General features: G+C 70.6%; 14 protein-coding genes and 1 pseudogene. 2 read left to right on the top strand and 13 right to left on the bottom strand.

What is annotated here, in order from left to right:
- The first annotated feature begins 23 nt into the window (after nucleotides 1–23).
- Both ACQEUU_RS15205 and ACQEUU_RS15200 read left to right on the top strand, forming a co-directional pair.
- Complete coding sequence (locus tag ACQEUU_RS15205; RefSeq protein WP_433065977.1) at nucleotides 24–596, top strand: dihydrofolate reductase family protein; 573 nt, start codon at nucleotides 24–26, stop codon at nucleotides 594–596.
- 484 nt (nucleotides 597–1,080) lie between these two features.
- Nucleotides 1,081–1,566: a hypothetical protein gene (locus ACQEUU_RS15200; protein ID WP_433065974.1), complete on the top strand. Its 486-nt coding sequence runs from the start codon at nucleotides 1,081–1,083 to the stop codon at nucleotides 1,564–1,566.
- 168 nt (nucleotides 1,567–1,734) lie between these two features.
- On the opposite strand, the gene ACQEUU_RS15195 is transcribed toward ACQEUU_RS15200, so the two are convergent.
- The 13 genes and pseudogenes from ACQEUU_RS15195 to ACQEUU_RS15135 form a co-directional block, all read right to left on the bottom strand.
- Complete coding sequence (locus ACQEUU_RS15195; protein ID WP_433065972.1) at nucleotides 1,735–3,570, bottom strand: fibronectin type III domain-containing protein; 1,836 nt, start codon at nucleotides 3,568–3,570, stop codon at nucleotides 1,735–1,737.
- A gap of 482 nt (nucleotides 3,571–4,052) precedes the next feature.
- Nucleotides 4,053–5,594 carry an aldehyde dehydrogenase family protein gene (locus ACQEUU_RS15190; RefSeq protein ID WP_433065969.1) on the bottom strand — a complete coding sequence of 514 codons (1,542 nt, stop codon included), beginning with the start codon at nucleotides 5,592–5,594 and terminating at the stop codon, nucleotides 4,053–4,055.
- Nucleotides 5,591–6,496, bottom strand: coding sequence for an NAD(P)-dependent oxidoreductase (locus tag ACQEUU_RS15185; protein WP_433065966.1), 906 nt, complete (start codon nucleotides 6,494–6,496; stop codon nucleotides 5,591–5,593). Before ACQEUU_RS15185 ends, ACQEUU_RS15190 begins: the two co-directional genes overlap by 4 nt.
- A 39-nt stretch (nucleotides 6,497–6,535) precedes the next feature.
- Nucleotides 6,536–7,375, bottom strand: coding sequence for an alpha/beta fold hydrolase (locus tag ACQEUU_RS15180; RefSeq protein WP_433065963.1), 840 nt, complete (start codon nucleotides 7,373–7,375; stop codon nucleotides 6,536–6,538).
- Entirely contained in the window at nucleotides 7,372–8,451 is a 1,080-nt protein-coding gene (locus ACQEUU_RS15175) for an ABC transporter permease (protein WP_433065954.1), read from the bottom strand. The genes ACQEUU_RS15180 and ACQEUU_RS15175 overlap by 4 nt, the downstream gene beginning before the upstream one ends.
- Entirely contained in the window at nucleotides 8,448–10,001 is a 1,554-nt protein-coding gene (locus ACQEUU_RS15170; RefSeq protein WP_433065949.1) for a sugar ABC transporter ATP-binding protein, read from the bottom strand. Before ACQEUU_RS15170 ends, ACQEUU_RS15175 begins: the two co-directional genes overlap by 4 nt.
- A 9-nt stretch (nucleotides 10,002–10,010) precedes the next feature.
- Nucleotides 10,011–11,024 carry a sugar ABC transporter substrate-binding protein gene (locus ACQEUU_RS15165; RefSeq protein ID WP_433065946.1) on the bottom strand — a complete coding sequence of 338 codons (1,014 nt, stop codon included), beginning with the start codon at nucleotides 11,022–11,024 and terminating at the stop codon, nucleotides 10,011–10,013.
- Between the two features lie 275 nt (nucleotides 11,025–11,299).
- Nucleotides 11,300–12,163 (bottom strand): MurR/RpiR family transcriptional regulator, encoded by an 864-nt coding sequence (locus tag ACQEUU_RS15160; protein WP_433065943.1) that lies wholly within the window; start codon nucleotides 12,161–12,163, stop codon nucleotides 11,300–11,302.
- A gap of 153 nt (nucleotides 12,164–12,316) precedes the next feature.
- Nucleotides 12,317–12,547: pseudogene (locus ACQEUU_RS15155) on the bottom strand (SAM-dependent methyltransferase); the annotation flags it as partial.
- 234 nt (nucleotides 12,548–12,781) lie between these two features.
- Entirely contained in the window at nucleotides 12,782–13,363 is a 582-nt protein-coding gene (locus tag ACQEUU_RS15150; protein ID WP_433065940.1) for a hypothetical protein, read from the bottom strand.
- Nucleotides 13,360–14,037: a hypothetical protein gene (locus tag ACQEUU_RS15145; protein WP_433065937.1), complete on the bottom strand. Its 678-nt coding sequence runs from the start codon at nucleotides 14,035–14,037 to the stop codon at nucleotides 13,360–13,362. The genes ACQEUU_RS15150 and ACQEUU_RS15145 overlap by 4 nt, the downstream gene beginning before the upstream one ends.
- A gap of 25 nt (nucleotides 14,038–14,062) precedes the next feature.
- Entirely contained in the window at nucleotides 14,063–15,088 is a 1,026-nt protein-coding gene (locus ACQEUU_RS15140) for a COG1470 family protein (RefSeq protein WP_433065935.1), read from the bottom strand.
- A gap of 110 nt (nucleotides 15,089–15,198) precedes the next feature.
- Complete coding sequence (locus ACQEUU_RS15135; protein ID WP_433065933.1) at nucleotides 15,199–15,834, bottom strand: hypothetical protein; 636 nt, start codon at nucleotides 15,832–15,834, stop codon at nucleotides 15,199–15,201.
- Between the last annotated feature and the right edge of the window lie 65 nt (nucleotides 15,835–15,899).

The following is a 15,899-nucleotide window of genomic DNA, read 5'->3' as shown; positions in this document are numbered from 1 at the left end:
AGCGAACAAGGAGAACACCTGTCATGTCTTCGACCGTGCTGTACATGTCCATGTCCCTCGACGGGTTCATCGCCGGGCCCAACGAAACGCCGGACAACCCGCTCGGCGACGGAGGGGAGCGGCTGCACGAGTGGCCCTTTCCAGGTACCGAAGGCGGCATGAACCGCCAGGTCTACGACGAGTTCATGTCCACCGGGGCAATTGTCGCCGGAAGCGGGAGCTTTGAACCCGCAGGCGGTTGGGGCGGCGACCACCATGACGGCGTACCCATCTACATCCTCAGCCGCCACCCGGCACCCACCTGGACAGCGAATTGGCCGGCCGTGCACTACGGCAATGACCTTGAGGGTGCTATGCGAAATGCCAAGCGCGCGGCCGGGGACAAGAACGTGCTGGTCCATGGAGCGAGCACCGCGCAGCGCGCGCTCACCGCCGGGCTCCTCGACGAGCTCGAGATCCACCTCATCCCGGTCATACTCGGCGAGGGCCGGCGGTTGTTCGAGCACCTCGGCGCAGAACAGCGCGAGCTGGAGCGGATCAGAGTTCTCGAAGGCGAGGGTGGCGTCACACACCTGCGCTACCGCGTCCGCCTCTGACCCGCGTTCCGCAGCCAATTCATAATCCAGGGCGGGCCAGGCGGGTCGAGCTTCGGCAGCTCGCCGCCAGGCGTCCCCGTGTGGAAAGTTTCACGAACACCGCCGCGCGGGTGACTGTGATGACGCGGGTACGACCGCCACATCGCAGGGCGTCACATGGTCTGCGACCAGCCTGTTGATCCGTGGGGCGAGATCGTCGCCCTTTACGGGCCGTACGGAAACCGCGATTCACCGCTTGTTTCGGCGAGCGGTCCTTTGTGTGGGGCTGTCCAGTCGGTGCCCATTGTGTGATCCTCCCCTCGAGAAGGCATATCCCGCGGTGTCTCGGGCGCGCGGCCCGCGCGCTTTTGATTGCGACCGGCGGCCCACCCGTACCTGCCCCCGACACCCGGCCGGCCTCACCGACGTGCGCGTCAGCCTCACCCCGATCAGGGTGCGAGGCCGGCGAAATCTCCACAGTCAATGGCGCGATGAAAGGGACCCCATGATCGCTGGCAACCTGATCCGCCGGGCACTGGCGGTCGGCGCGATGCTGGCCACCACCGCCGCGACGGTCGTGACCATGCAGCAGCCCGCCGCCGCCTCAACTCTGACGCTCAACGCCACGGTGGACTGCCTCAACGTCAACTACTCCGGCGACACCCGCGACTGGTACGCCTCGTACGTCTCGGTCGGCTCCGCGCCTCCTTCGTACGGCGTGGCGATGCCCCTCAGCTCGATGGTCGCGAACCCGGTGAACCACACGTGGTCGTTCACGATCAGTCTGCCCGGCGGCAGCACCTCGGTGAGCGTGTCGGCCATCTGCAGTGGCGGTCACCAATATGACCAGGTCGGCTGGACCAACGGACCGGCGATCAGCATTCCCTCCTCGGCCACGACCCTGACCGCCACCTGGGGCTGCTCCACCCAGCAGGTCTACCCCGGGCCCTACATCACCGGCTGCAGCGCGCAGTCCTACTCCTACAGCTGAGGCTCCTGCCTCCAGAAGGCCGTCCGCTTTCACCGCGGGCGGCCTTCTGGCGTGCGGCGCGGATACCGCGCCGAGGTCGGCGCGCTGTTCGCTGAACGTCGCGACGGGTGCGGCCCAGCCCTCAAGAGAGGCGTTCGCCGAGGGCTGGGCCGATATCCGGTCGCGAGGTCACGCGCCGGTGCAGGTGTATCCGGATGGCAGGGCCGTGTCGCTGTTGGGGCGGCTGGCCTGGAAGCCGAAGCTGGTGGTGCCGGCTCCCGGGGCGAGCGTGCCGTTGTGGCTGACGCTCCTGGCCGTGACGGTCTGCCCGCTGGTGGTGACGGTGGCGTTCCACGAGCCGGTCAGCGTGTGGCCGGCCGGGAGCGTGAACGTGACCGTCCAATTGGTGATCGTCGAGGTGCTGGTGTTGGTGATGGTCAGCGGCTGGATCACGTATCCGCCGCCCCACTGGGACTGCACGGTCGGCGTCGCCGAGCAGGTTCCGGTGGTGGTGCCGCTGGTGGTGACCTGGACGGTGCCGGACACCGGCGAGAGGTTGCCGGCGGCGTCCCGCGCGCGGACCTGGTAACGGTAGGTGGTGTTCGGGCTCAGGCCCGTGTCGCTGTACGAGGTCGTGGCCGAGGTGCCGACCTGGGCGAAGGCGCCGCCGGTGGCCCCGGGTGCGCGCAGGATGTCATAGCCGGCGACCCCCACGTCGTCGGTGGACGCGGCCCAGGACAGATTGGTGCCGTTAGCGGTGGTGCCGGAGGCCGCCAGCTCGCCCGGGGCGGTGGGTGGCGTGGTGTCGCCGCCGGTGGAGGTCGTGGTGAACGTGGCCGACGCGGAGTCGGCCGACAGGTTGCCGGCGCCGTCGCGTGCTCGTACGTACACCTGGTACTGGGTGCCGGCGGTCAGCCCGGTCAGGGTGATGGAGTTGGTGGTGGACTGGCCGAGCTGCGGGTCCGTGGCGCCCTGCTCCCGGTAGACGTTGTAGCCGGCCAGGCCGGAGCCGCCGGAGTCGGTGGATGCCGTCCAGGTCAGGGTGGCGCTGGTGGCGGTCACGTTGGAGACGGCGGGAGTGCCCGGAGAGGTCGGCGGAGTGGTGTCGTTCGTGCTCTGGAACTGGTTGAAGAAGTTCCACACCACCGCCTTGGTCCACGTACGTGCGCCGTCGTCGGCGGTGGACCCGTCCACTGGAGCAGGGGTGTGCCCCCCGTCGAACGCCGCCCACACGACCGGGTATCCGGATCGGCATCCCGAGTAGGCGGTGACGACGTACGTCAGGCTGCCCTGTGCCGGTTCGGGCGGATTCTGGGCAGTGCACCCGTTGTTCCTGACGAACGTGTCGCGCAGCGACCGGCCCTGCGAGATGTTGAGTACGTTGTCCCTGAGGCCGTGGAGCCCGATGTAGGCGATGGGCTGGGTGCCTCCGCTGCATCCGCTGAGCTGTGCGCCGGCGTAGACCGCGACCGCGCGGAAGACCGTCGCCCGGGCGCAGGCCAGGGCGTAACTCATGCCGCCGCCGTAGCTGAAGCCTCCGGCGAACCGCTGCGTGGTGTCGACGCACAGGTCCGCTTCGATCAGCCTGATCATGTCGTCGACGAAGGTCAGGTCCTGCCCGCCGGAATTCGCCCAGCCGTTGTTCAGCCCCTGGGGGGCGACGAAGATCGCAGTGTTGTTCGCCAGTTGCCTGAGCCCGTAGTAGGACCAGGTGAATCCGCTGCTCCCGCCCGAGTCGACGTCGTTGGCGGTGCCGTTGAGCCAGTGGAACCCGAAGATCAACCGGTAGGGGTTGGTGTTGTTGTAGTTGTCGGGAATTCTCAGGATGAAGGAGCGAGTCCGGCCGCTGCTCTGGATCGAATGCGTGCCACTTCTGAGTGTCGGGGTCTTGCCGCATCCTGCCGTCGGGGCGGCGGCGCTCGCCGCGCGGGACGTGGTTTCGCTGCTGCCCAGCGCCGTACCACCGGTGGCCACCGCGAGAAGCACCGCCGCGATGACAGCGACGAGGACGGATTTACGCCGCATCATCACTCACCTGCCTGTGGCACCGCCGCGAGGGCCGGTGCCAGGGCGTCAGTTAGCGTTAACATGAGTGGAATCAGTCCTCTCATCCGTGCGGAACTGGCGTGATTGAAGGGCATGGCGGAAGAACGGTGTCATCGTTCACATCGCTTTGCCGCGCCCGTTCCTGCCGATGGGTGGTGGTGCGACGGAGCAAATACGAGGCACGCGGGTCCCGTCAAGGCGCGATTCGCTCCTTTGAGGTGACGGGCGCGCTCTCATGCCGTTTTGCTGGCACGTATCGCGTCGTTCAGTCCGGAAACATATTGAAAATTTCACGGCAAGGCTTCCAGGAAACCACGAGGCCGAATTCCACCCTTCCGTAGCCTTGAATGCGGGCTCGGCTCGTCGGCCTTCGGCGACGCGTGACGGCTGCGTGCCCCGACAGCGCCGGTGAACAGACGCTTCGCCGTGGCAGCAGCCGTCAACCGGCGGTCCGGTAGCCGTCAGGAATCCCGCAAGGACGGAAAAGGTGCGGGGTACGGAGCGGTCGGCACCCAGACCGCCTTCGCCTGGGTGTACTCGCCCAGCACATCAGGGCCGGACGACCGCCCCCAGCCCGAATCCCCGAACCCACCGAACGGCGCCGCCACGTGGATCGTCTTGTAGGAGTTGATCCAGAACGTGCCGGCCCGGACCTCGTCGGCGATGCGGTGTGCCCTCTCGACCGACCGCGTCCAGACCGCTCCCGCCAATCCGAACGCGGTGTCGTTGGCCTGCCCGACCGCGTCGGCCTCATCAGCGAACGTACTCACCGTCAGCACCGGGCCGAAGACCTCGGTCCGGGCCACGGTGTGCTCGGTGGTCACGTGGTCGAGCACGGTCGGCTCGACCCAGTAGCCTCCGTCACTCAGCCCGTACCGTTCGCCGTGCCTGCTGACCCGCGTGGCGCCCTCTCCCACTGCCTGCTCGACCAGTCCGCACACGCGCTCGTACTGCCGGGCGTTCCCGACGGGGCCGATCTCGACATCGGGGTCCAGGGGGTCGCCGACCTTCAGCAGGGCGGCCTTGCGAACGACTTCGGCGACGAGTTCCTCGTGCAGGCCGGCGTGCACCAGCAGCCGGGAGCCCGCCACGCAGGACTGGCCGGCGCCGGCGAAGATGGCCGCGAGCACGCCGTCGGACGCGGCGTCGACGTCGGCGTCGGCGAAGACGATGTTCGCGCTCTTGCCGCCCAGTTCCAGCAGCGCCGGGACGCCTCTGGAGGCGGCTGTCGTGGCGACCGTACGGCCGGTGGCCACCGAGCCGATGAACGCCACCTTGCGCACCCGGGGATCGGCTACCAGCGCCTGCCCGACCGTCTCCCCCAGCCCGCTCGCGACGCTCAGCGCCCCCGGCGGCAGGCCGGCCTGCTCAGCCAGCCTGGCCAGCACGATCGTGGTGGCCGGGGTGAACTCGCTCGGCTTCAGCACCACGGTGTTGCCGCAGGCCAGGGCCGCCGCGGAGTTCCACGCCGCGGTGAACAGCGGGGCGTTCCACGGGGTCAGCAGCCCGACCACGCCGTACGGGACGCGGCGGGTGTAGGTCAGCCACGGTCCGGGGACGGGCAGCGTCTGGCCGGTGATCTTGTCGGCCCATCCGGCGTAGTAGTCGAAGAAGTCGGCGGCCCGCAGGGCCTCCACGCGGCTGTCGCGCAACGGCTTGCCCGCCGTCGCCGATTCCAGCCTCGCCAGTTGGCCGGCCGACTCCCGGATCAGCGCGGCCAGACGGCGCAGCGCCTCCGCGCGGCCGAACGGGCCTGCTACCTGCCAGGGCCGCAGCGCCGCGGCGGCGGCATCGACCGCGGCGGCCGTGCCCTCGGCGCCGATGTCCCGCCAGGTGGTCAGCAGTTCCCCGGTGGCCGGGTAGCGTGCTTCGACGGCCGCGCCGCGCCCGGCGAGGTGCTGACCGGCGGCGTACCCGCCCAGTCCCTCGGGCAGGGCTTCGCTCAGGACGGAGGCGGCGGTGGCGGCGGTCGCGCTGAGTCCGGGCGGTGGCGAGCCGGTCACTGGTTCCTCCCGGTCTGAGTCAGCACTCCGGACGAGGCGGCGATCACCTGGGCCACGCGGTTGAAGTCGGCGTCCGGCGACAACTGCCGCGCGGCCTCCTGCCAGGCGCGGCGGGTGGCGTCGATGACGGTCATGGCGGTGCCGGTGCTCGCGGCCAGGTCGACCGCCAGGTTGACGTCCCTGGCCATGAGGCGGACCGGGAAGCCGGAGTCGTAGGTGCCCGGCAGCACCCAGCGCGGGAAGTTGACGTCGGTCGCCGCGTTGCGTCCCGAGCCGCTGTTCAGCGCGGCGACGACCTTGTCGGCGTCCATGTCGTAGGCGGCGGCGATGTCGACGGCCTCCGCGCACAGCGCGATGGCCCCGGCGCACAACGCGTTGTTGAGCAGTTTGGTGACGTTGCCCGAGCCGGGGCCTCCCATGTGCCGCCATCCGCCGGCGGTGATCGCGTCCAGCAGTGGAGCCGCCGTGGAGACGGTCTGCGGCGCGGCACCGACGAACGCGGCGAGGGTTCCCGCGGCGGCGCCAGACGGACCTCCGGACACCGGCGCGTCCACGAACACGACGTCGTGTGCCGCGGCGTCCGCCGCCAGGCCGACGCTGGTCCGCGGGTCGGAGGTGGACGTGTCGACGATCAGTCGTACCGAGTCCAGTTCCATGAGTTCGGGGACGACGGCGCTCACCTGCTCGGCGCCGGGGAGGGAGAGCAGGACCTGTTCCGTTCCGGCCAGGTCCGCGATGGCGGTGACCGTGGTGACGCCGGCGTCGCGCGCCCGGGCCAGAGACTCCTCCGACGGGTCGTGGCCCAGCACCGACCAGCCGCGCCGGACGAGCATCGCCGCCATCGCACCTCCCATCGCGCCCAGGCCGATCACGGCCACCGACTCTGGTGTGGTCTCGCTCATTCCTGTCCTTTCCGGGGAATCGGTTCGTTACGGACCGGCTCAGTGCCGTTCGAGCCAGTCGCGTACGACGGCGAGAAACGGTTCGGAGCGCTCGATGAAGGGGAAGTGGCCGCACTCGGGCAGGACCGCGAGCGCTGCGCCCGGGATGCCGGCGGCGAGCCGCTGCGAGCAGAGTTCCAGCGGCAGGATCCAGTCGTCGTCGCCGGAGACGACGAGCGTGTCGCCGGTGATCTCGCCGAGCCGTCCGCTGACGTCGTAGGCGCTCAGCGCCCGCAGGTGTGCCGTGTTGAACGCCTGCGCGCTGAAGTGGGTGCCCTCCGACGCGCGGGCGACCAGTTCGGGGGTGGGCGCGTGGAAGTACAGCGGCAGCAGGGTGCGCCACAGGTCGGCCCACTCCTCGTCGTCGGCCTGCGGCCGGGCCAGCCGCACCCGCACCGCGTCCACCTGCTCCGGGGTGCCGCGCCGCGCCGCGTTCTCGTCGATCACGTCGCTGTGGTCGAGCTTGGGCGCGGTCGAGACGAGGATCATCGGCCGGCCGGCGCCCGACGGGGTCAGCGCGTACTCCAGCGCCACGTAACCGCCGTAGGAGTGGCCGACGATGACCGGGTCGTCGAGGCCCAGCGCCTCGATGACCTCGTCCACCTGCCGGACCCAGATGGTGTTGTCGTGGATGGCCGCGTAGTCCAGTGTGCGGTCGGACCGGCCGTTGCCGACGAAGTCGAGGTAGACCACCCGGTGGCGGTCGGCCAGCGTGTCGAAGGCCGGACGCAGGTAGCCGTGGTCGAGTCCCAGGCCGCCGTGCAGCACGAGGATCGGCCGGCCGGATCCGGTCTCGGCCACGTACGTCTCACCGACCGAGGTCGGAATGGTGGTGCTCATCGTGATACCTCCTGATCACCGGACGTGGTGTTTCTTGCCAGGCGTAGCCGGGCCCATGGCAGCAGCGCGCGGCGGCCGCGGCGATGGTTGAGCAGGTCGAGCCCGACGGACGCGATCAGCGCGACGCCCTGCGAGATCTGCTGCCAGGCGTTCGCGACGTTCATCATCGTGAGGCCGGCCTGAAGGATGTTGAGGAACAGTACGGCCAGCAGCACCCCGAACAGCCGTCCCCTTCCGCCGGTGAAGGCGACCCCGCCCAGCAGCACCGCGGTGAGCACCTGCAGCTCGAAGCCGACGCCGAGCGTGCCGGGAGGCGCGCTGTTGAGCCGGGAGGCGAGGATGACCCCGGCCAGGCCGGCCGCGAGGCCGTTCAGGGTGAACAGCACGAACCGGATGCGCCGCAGGTTGAGTCCGGCGAGGTAGGCGGCTTCACGGTTCATCCCGACCGCGTAGATGTGCCGCCCGGTGGGGGTCAGCACCAGGAACGCCCCGCCGAGCGCGAACACCAGTATGGCGATCCAGATCGGGATGGCTATGCCGAGGAACGTGCCGTTGCCCAGGCGCAGGAAGCCCTCGGTGAAGCCGAACACCGGCGCCGTGGTGATCAGGTAGGTCAGGCCCCTGGTGATGTTGCCCATGCCGAGCGTTACCACGATCGAGTTGATGCCGACCACGGTGACCAGGAAGCCGTTGACCGCTCCGGCGGCGGCCCCGGCCGCCAGGCCGACGAGCACCGAGGTGGGCGCGCCCCAGCCGCTGGCGGCCATCAGGTACCCGGCGGTCACCGCGGAGACGGCCTCCAGCGAGCCGACCGACAGGTCCACCTCTCCGGAGATCACCAGCAGCGTGCTGGTGACCGCGACGATGGCCAGCACGGTGCTCTGAAGGGCGATGTTCTTGAGTACGTCGACGGTGAGGAAGGTGGAGTCGGCGGAGGTGAACACGATCAGCAACACGGCGATGCCGATGACGAGGCTGTTGCGGACGAGAAGCGCCCCGACGCGCTGCGCGGTCCACCGCTGCCCCGGCTCGCCGTGCGGGGCGGTGGGCAGGTCCGCCGCCTTGGCCTGGCTCATGGTCGGGAGGCTCCTTCCGTCTGAGGTGCGGTGGGCACCGGGTCCAGAACGCCGAGGTGGGACAGGTGCAGCATGCGGTTGCGGTCGAGCGGCTCAGCCGGGAGTTCTGCCACGATGCGCCCCCGGACCAGGACCAGAACCCGGTCGGCGAGCAGCGCGACCTCGTCCGGATCCGAGGTGGTGAACACGATCGTGCGGCCGGTGAGAACCTCTTCCGAGCGCAGCGTCTGGTAGATGTCAGCGCGGGCGCCGACGTCGATGCCCTGAGTCGGTTCGTCCAGCAGCAGGACGCGTACTCCCTGGTAGGCGGCGAGCCACCGGCTGAGCACGAGCTTCTGCTGGTTGCCGCCGGAGAAGGCCCGCGCCGGCAGCGCAGGGTCGGCGGGGTGCAGTCGCACCTGGTCGGCTCCGGCGGCGAACCGCCGCCGCTCGGCCGCCCGGTGCCGCAGCAGCGGCGGGCCGAGCTGTCCGAACGCCGGTTGCAGCACGTTGTCCGCCGCGTCGAGGTCGGTGAAGACGGCCTGCCGGGCCCGGTCGCCGGGCACCAGCGCGATCCCGGCGCGTAGTGCGGCCCTGGGACTCGACCGGCGTGGCACCGTACGGCCGCGCACTTGGACGGTGCCCGCATCGGCGCGGCGGGCCCCGTACAGCGTCTCCAGCAGTTCGCTGCGGCCCGAGCCGACGAGACCGAAGATCCCGACCACCTCGCCCTCGTGCGTGGTGAAGGTGACGTCGTCGAAACGCTCGCCGGACAGCCCGGACACGGTCAGCATGGGGGCACGCCGCTGCGACGACGCGGGCCCGGCGGCGCGGCGCGGAGCCGGAAGGCGGCCGGTGATGGCCTCGGTGAGCTGCTCGGTCCGCACCGAGGCGACCGGCTCATCCAGTGCGACCACGCCGTCGCGCAGCACCGTGATCCGGTCGCAGAGGTCGAACACGTCGCCGAGGATGTGGGTGATGAACAGGACGTGCACCCCGCTCGCGGCGATGCGCCGTACCACGTCCTTGAGCTTTCCGGCCTCGCGGTCGGACAGGGCGGCGGTCGGCTCGTCCAGGATGAGCACGCGGATGCCGGGGCGCGAGATGGCCTTGACGATCTCGACCAACTGCTGGCTCGCGATCGGCAGATCGCCGACGATCATGTCCTGGCTCAGGCCGTGGTCCGGGCCGAGGACGCTGCTGAGCGCCTGCGTGGTACGGCGCCGCTGCTCGGCTCGCGCGAGCAGCGGGCCACGGCGCAGCTCTCTGCCGAGGAAGACGTTGTCGGTGATCGACAGGGAAGCGACCAGGCTCAGGTGCTGGTAGATCACCGCGATTCCGGCTTCGGCCGCCCGCTGCGGGGTCAGGCCCGTCCACACCTCGTCGTCGAGCTGGATCGTTCCAGCGTCGGGCATGTGGGCTCCGCTGAGGCATTTGATCAGCGTGCTCTTGCCCGCGCCGTTGGCGCCCAGCAGGGCGTGCACCTGCCCGGGCTCACAGCGCAACGACACGCCCTTGAGCACCTCGTTGGCGCCGTAGCTCTTCCGTACGCCGTCGATGACGAAGCTCATGACGTCCCGCTACGCCAGGTCAGACAGGTAGGTGGCCAGCTTGTCGGTGTCCGCCGTGGTCAGCGCCTCGATCTCCATCTGGACGGTGGGCGAGCTCGAGGTGCCGGCGGCGATGGCGATCGGGTGCTCCACGCAGACCTTGGCCAGCTCGGAGATCCGCAGCGCGGAGCTGCAGCGCAGCATCGTGCCCTGCTGGACGAGTTCCAGCGCCTCCTTGGCGCCGTCCTGCCCGCCGATGAAGACGCTGGGGTCGTTCTTGTCGAAGCCCGCGTTGACGAAGGCCCGGTAGGCGCCGGTCGCGCCGTCGTCGTTGTAGCAGAGCACCACGTTGATGTCCTTGCGGTTGCTCAGGATGGACTGCATCACCTGCAGCCCGGTCGCGGGGTCGCTGGCGGCCTGGGTCGCGACGATCTCCGCGTCGGGTGCGCTCTGCTTGAGGCCCTCGATCATGCCGTCGCACCGCTCGATGCCGATCGTGCCGGACTCGCGGTACTCCAGCAGGACCACGTTGGCGCGGCCGCCGTGATTCTCGGTGACCCACCGGCCTGCCTGCCGGCCGAGCTGCACTCCCGACTCCTTGTTGTTCAGCAGGACCGAGCCGCTCTGGTTCTGCATCTCACCGGCGTAGGTGACCCACACGAGTCCGGCGTCCAGGGCGGACTTGGCGACCGGTTCGAGGCTGGTGACCTCCATCGGCAGCACGGTGAACGCCGGGACCTTCTGCGCGATCCAGCCCTGGAGGTTGGCGAGCTGCTTGTCGAGCTGCGCGTCGTCGACGGCGGTGAGCAACTCGGCACCGGCGGCCTTGGCGGACTGCTCGGCGAACTTCATGATCGTCGACCAGAGCGGAACCGTGTTGAACGGGTGGTCGAAGCCGACCTTCGTCACGTTCTTGCCACCGCCCGCCGAGGGCGACGCGCTTTCCGCTTCTGAGCCGCAGGCGGACAACAGCGGAGCGGCGGCGCCGAGTGCGGCGACGGTCGTGGCGTACCGGAGGAAGGAACGGCGAGACTGGCCAGTCATCAGATCTCCTTGAGCTGGGTCAGGGGGGTGCCCTGGGGACGGGGGTTCGGGGGCGAGGCGGCGTACACGGCTTCGCGGGCCGAGGTCGGCCGGCCTCAGGAATGGGCTCTTCACCGCGGACGCCGACGGCCAGAGGCACCTGGGCATGCGCCGGTAGGGGCTCGGCGCGGAAAGGGGGGAATTCGGGTGACGACGAGACGGCGTCAGTGGTAGCGCGTCGCAGGCGGACTATAAGCCCTGCGAGCGGAGGACCAGGCTGCGCACTCCGAGCATGCTCACCTCCGCTGGTCGAACACGTCGAGCACGTTCCACAGCGCCTGGGTGCGCTGGTGGGCGTTCCGCGCGTCGGCGGCGACGTGCGATTCGATCCCGGCGAGCAGCCCGTAGACCACCGAGGTGGCCGCGGTGACGGACTGGAAGAACGACACCCCCTCGCTGGGAACCGTGATCAGGTACGTGGCCGCGGATGCCAGCCGGGTGTTGGCGGCGTCGGTGATGACCACGACCGGCACGCCTGCTTCACGCACCGCCTCGGTCAGTACGGCGATCTCGCGGAACTGCTTCCAGAAGCTGATCGCGACCAGGCAGTCTTCTGGACCGAGCCTCCCGGCCGCCGAGGCCAGGTGCACGCCACCGCGGCCCTCCAGCGTGAACGGCAGGCCCATGGTGCTCGCCAGATGGGTCAGCACGTGCGCCGGGGCGGTGAACGAGCCGGAAGCCACGACGAGGGTGCTGCGGGCTCCCGCCATGGCGAGCGTCACCGCGTTCACCACCTCGGGGTCTACCAGCTCCAGCGCCAGCGTGAGGTTGCTGATGTCGCGCCGCACGGCCTCGTGCACCGGGCCCATCGCACCGCCGTCGGCGTGCTCGGCCTTGGTCTGGTCGGTGCTGAGACTGGCCAGGTAATGCGCCCGCAACTCCTGTTGCAGCGCCGGCCACCCTCGGTAGCCCAGTGCCTGCGCGTAGCGCACCACGGTGCTGGACGTGGTGCCCGCCAGCTCGGCCACCTCCGCGACCGGCGCGTAGGAGCATCGCTGTGGGTTGGCGGCGAGCGCCTGAGCGACGCGCTGCATGGTCGGGGATATGCCCTGATGCGAGTCACCGCCCGCGAGCCAGGCTGGGATCGCCCGATCTTGCATCGCAACTATCCTTCCAATTGCGAGTGATTGGAAGGATAGTTGCACACCCTGGGCCGATTGAGAAGAGGCGCATCGCACCAGATGGGCACTCAGGCCGGGTGCCACACAGATTTGATCTTCGTCCAGAGTCGGATCAGTCCGAGAAAGCGGCCTTCAGCGTTTACGGGCCACACCGCCAACATCGACCATGCCCGGCGGCAGCAGTTCCCAGTCCGGCTGGTCGAAGAAGCGGGCGATCTCCTCCTCCGTCCGGGCGCGGACGCCGGCCTGGATGTACCGGGTCCGGTCATCACCGGTGATCAACGCCTGGGCCTGCGGCAGCACGCTGGGGTCGTTGTCGACGTAGACGGTCCGCGCGGACGGGGTGACCGCCTGGGCGATCTTGTGGCGATGGTTCTGATCTCCGGCGCGTAGGCCAGTCCGCGTTCGGCGGTGTCCCCGTCGATCTGGTCGGGCTGCTGCGTGCGCACGCCACTCCTCGCGTCACAGGGTGAGTTTCTCTGACATCGGGCCCGTCAAGATCACAGTGAGATCTCGTACGAGTCGGCGAGAAGAAGATCCCCTACGTCGACAGCCCGCCCCGGCCTCCACCCCACCTGGGACACACCGAAGTCGGCGTCAGTGTCCAGCGCCCGCGCGGGTGTGGCGCCGGGCGAAGAGGATCCAGGCCGCGACGGCGGCCAGCGCCGCGAGGACGATGACGCCGATCTTGAGGGGCGTCCCCGTCGCGCCGTCGTCCCCCGCGGTCGTCGCCGCGGCGGCCCCGTTCCGGGCGGGGGCCGTCGGCTGGTCCGGTTCGGGCAGGGCCACAACGGCGGGCGTGGCGGCGACCACGCCCGCTTTCACCCGCACCGTCGCCTTCGCCTTGGACGGTTCGGTCGCGGTCACGGTGACCCGCCACTCCCCGCTCGGCAGCGGCTCGGCGGAGTGGTAGAGGTTCTGGCCCTCGGGCGCCGATCTGAGCGGCACCGGCCCGAAGGACCGGCCGTCGGCCGAGGTCGCCTTCAGCGTCGCCGCGACGATCTCCGTGACGGGGTGGCCGTCCTTCTTGTACGTCACCAGCACGTTGACGTTGTCGGCGCCGTCTCCTGTCACCTCCAGCTTGATCGGCCCGCCGTGGGCCGCGGCGGCCGGTGCGCCGAGCACCAGCGCAAGCCCGGCGAGCAGGACGGTGAGGACGTATGCCGGTGCCTTTTTCACTGGTGGCTCCCCTCGGGTTCGGTGTCGGGGGTGAGCGCCCCTTCGCCGGGTGATATGGGCAGGAACACGTGCTGGTGGCCGTGGCCGGCGTCGACGTTCACGGCGTCGAGGGCGGTGGCCCCGATCGACCAGGTGAAGAGCGCGTCGGCGCGTTGCCGTGCGGCCAGGTCGAGTGCGGCGGCGCGGGCCGGACCTGTGAGGTCCCGCGCCATCGTGTAGGTGTCGACGGCCGTGGCGAACTGCCGCACGGCGGAGGCGAGGCACGACCGCGCCACGTTGGTGGCGGTCTCGCCGGACGGCGGGTCGGCGAAGCCCTGGACGGCCGTGGCGGCGGCCTGCCGCCACTTCTCGTCGTCGGCGGCGGTCACCGCGACAGGTCCCGCGGCGCCGTCGCCGGGCAGGGCCAGGGCGAGCCCGTCGAGCACGGGGATCAGCCGGGTCCGCGTGCCGCGGGCCAGCTCCGTCAGGGTCCTGATCTGTGTCCGGTCGCGCAGCGCGGACTCGGCGCGGAGGCCGTCGGCCGCCTGCTCGATCGAGCTCGGCCGGGTCACGCCGAACACCACGCCGCCGGCGACGAGCGCGCCGAGCGCGAACGCGGACGCGAGGGCGAGCACGCGGCCCCGGGTCGCGGGCCGGTCCGGGGCCGGTTGCCTGGGTCGGTTGATGGTGGCCACCTCCTGGGGCGGTTGCCGAGGGCGCTCACGCCTCCTGGGACGCGCCCTGGCGGGCCAGCATGATCAGTTTGTCGATGCGCCTGCGGCGCCTGGCGGCGTTCAGCCGGATGGCGAAGAAGGCGAGGACGAGGAGGGCGACGGAGCCGAGCTGCGGCCAGGGCAGCGCCCACACCGTGGTGCCGACCGCTGACCGCTGGGCGGCGACGCCGGGAAGCGGCTCGCCCGCGGGCGAGGGGAGCGCCATGACGGTCGTGCCGATGGGTCCCAGCGGCCACGCGCCGGGCACCCGGGCGGCGAACGTGCGGCTGCCGCCCGGCATGAGCTCCCTGGCCCTGGCCGCGGACGGGTCGTTCCAGCCGCTCTCCCCCACGAGCGTGGACGTCAGCACCTGGTTGTCCGTGACCAGCCGGACGTTGCCCTCGTTGGCCACGGTGTAGGTCACTTCGACGGATCCGGCGGCGAACGGGTTCCACGAGCCCACGTACTCGGCCCGCACGCCGGTCACGGCCACCTTGGCCACGTAGTCGCCGGTGACGCGGATGTTCAGGCGGACGCCCACCCGGTTCTGGACCCGTACCTGGCCGGAGACGGTCTCCAGGGACGCGGTCACGCCCGCGGGGTGGTCCCCCGGCGTCGCGTTCCGGGGGATCGACACCGCCACGGGAACGACGGACGTGGCCCCGGCGGCGATGGTCACCTTCTCGGGGACCGTGATCCAGGCACCGCCGTCGGTGGGCTCGGCGTCGGAGGGCCGCATGTCGAAATAGCCCTTGGAGGTCAGGTAGCCGTCGTTGGCGTCGATCGTGAAGTCCACCGGTTCGGTGGAGCGGTTGATGACCGCCACGTGCTCGACGACCTGCTGGCCGCCGGCGAGTTCGAGGTCGATGACGCTGCGGCCGTCGGGACCGCCGGCGTCGGCGGGCACGACCGACCAGGTGGTGTCGGCGCCGGACGGGGTGGCGAACGCCACCATGGCGGCCAGCAGCGCGACGCCGAGAGCGGGGAGGACGGCGAGGCGGGCGAGGACGCCTCGCGGGCGGCTTGCGGTCAACAGAGGTCTCCAGTCGCGTCGTGGCCGTCCGGGGCCCGCGCCGGGCGCGGGCCCCGGACGGCCGGAGCGGACGATGGCGTCCTGCCTCCGGTTCAGGACCAGGTGAAGGTTCAGGACTGGTTGAACAGCGAAAGCGTGAGGGTCGAGTGGTACTCGCCGGCGGCGACGCCGGCGGGGGTGCGCAGCGCGAGGTCGGCGTTGACCTGCCAGGTGCCGATCTCGTCGGCGGAGTTCGCCGTCGACACCAGCAGTTCCTGGCCCTGCAGACCGACGGCCGGCGCTCCCGAGCCGTCGGAGATGACGCTGGAGACGGGCTCACCGGCCTCCACCGCCCCGGAGGAGGAGTCGGTCAGCAGGCGCGGCCGCCAGCCCAGGTACTGCGAGCCGATGGGCGGCGTGGAGCCGCTCGTCGCGGTGAACTCGCCGGCCTGGCCGACAACCGCCCAGAAGTCGCCGGCAGGGATCTCCTCGGGCCGGCGGGTGTCGGTCACCGTGACCGTCGGCAGGGTGCCGACGAACTGGCGGGCGGCGGCGTTGGAGCCGTCCTCCTGAAGGGACACGCCGCCGTTGTCGGCGACGGTCATGGACACCTGGCCCGTAGTGGTGCCGGGCTCGATCGTCACCGTGACGTCGATGCCCTGCTCGGGGTCGTCGTCCGCCACCGCGGGACCGGCCACGCCGACGCCCGCGAGCGCGACGCCGAGCACCGCCGCGGCGAGCAGTCGCGTGGTCCTGTTGATTCTCATGTCTTCGCTCCCTTGCTGGGGGGCGGGGCCGGCCGGCCGATCGGCCGGCCCCGGTTCTGCCGGGA

The sequence above is a fragment of the Nonomuraea sp. CA-218870 genome, from assembly GCF_050936535.1.
GTDB lineage: Bacteria > Actinomycetota > Actinomycetes > Streptosporangiales > Streptosporangiaceae > Nonomuraea > Nonomuraea corallina.
The sequence above is the reverse complement of the archived record's forward strand: the minus strand, read 5'-3'. Positions and strand labels throughout refer to the sequence as shown.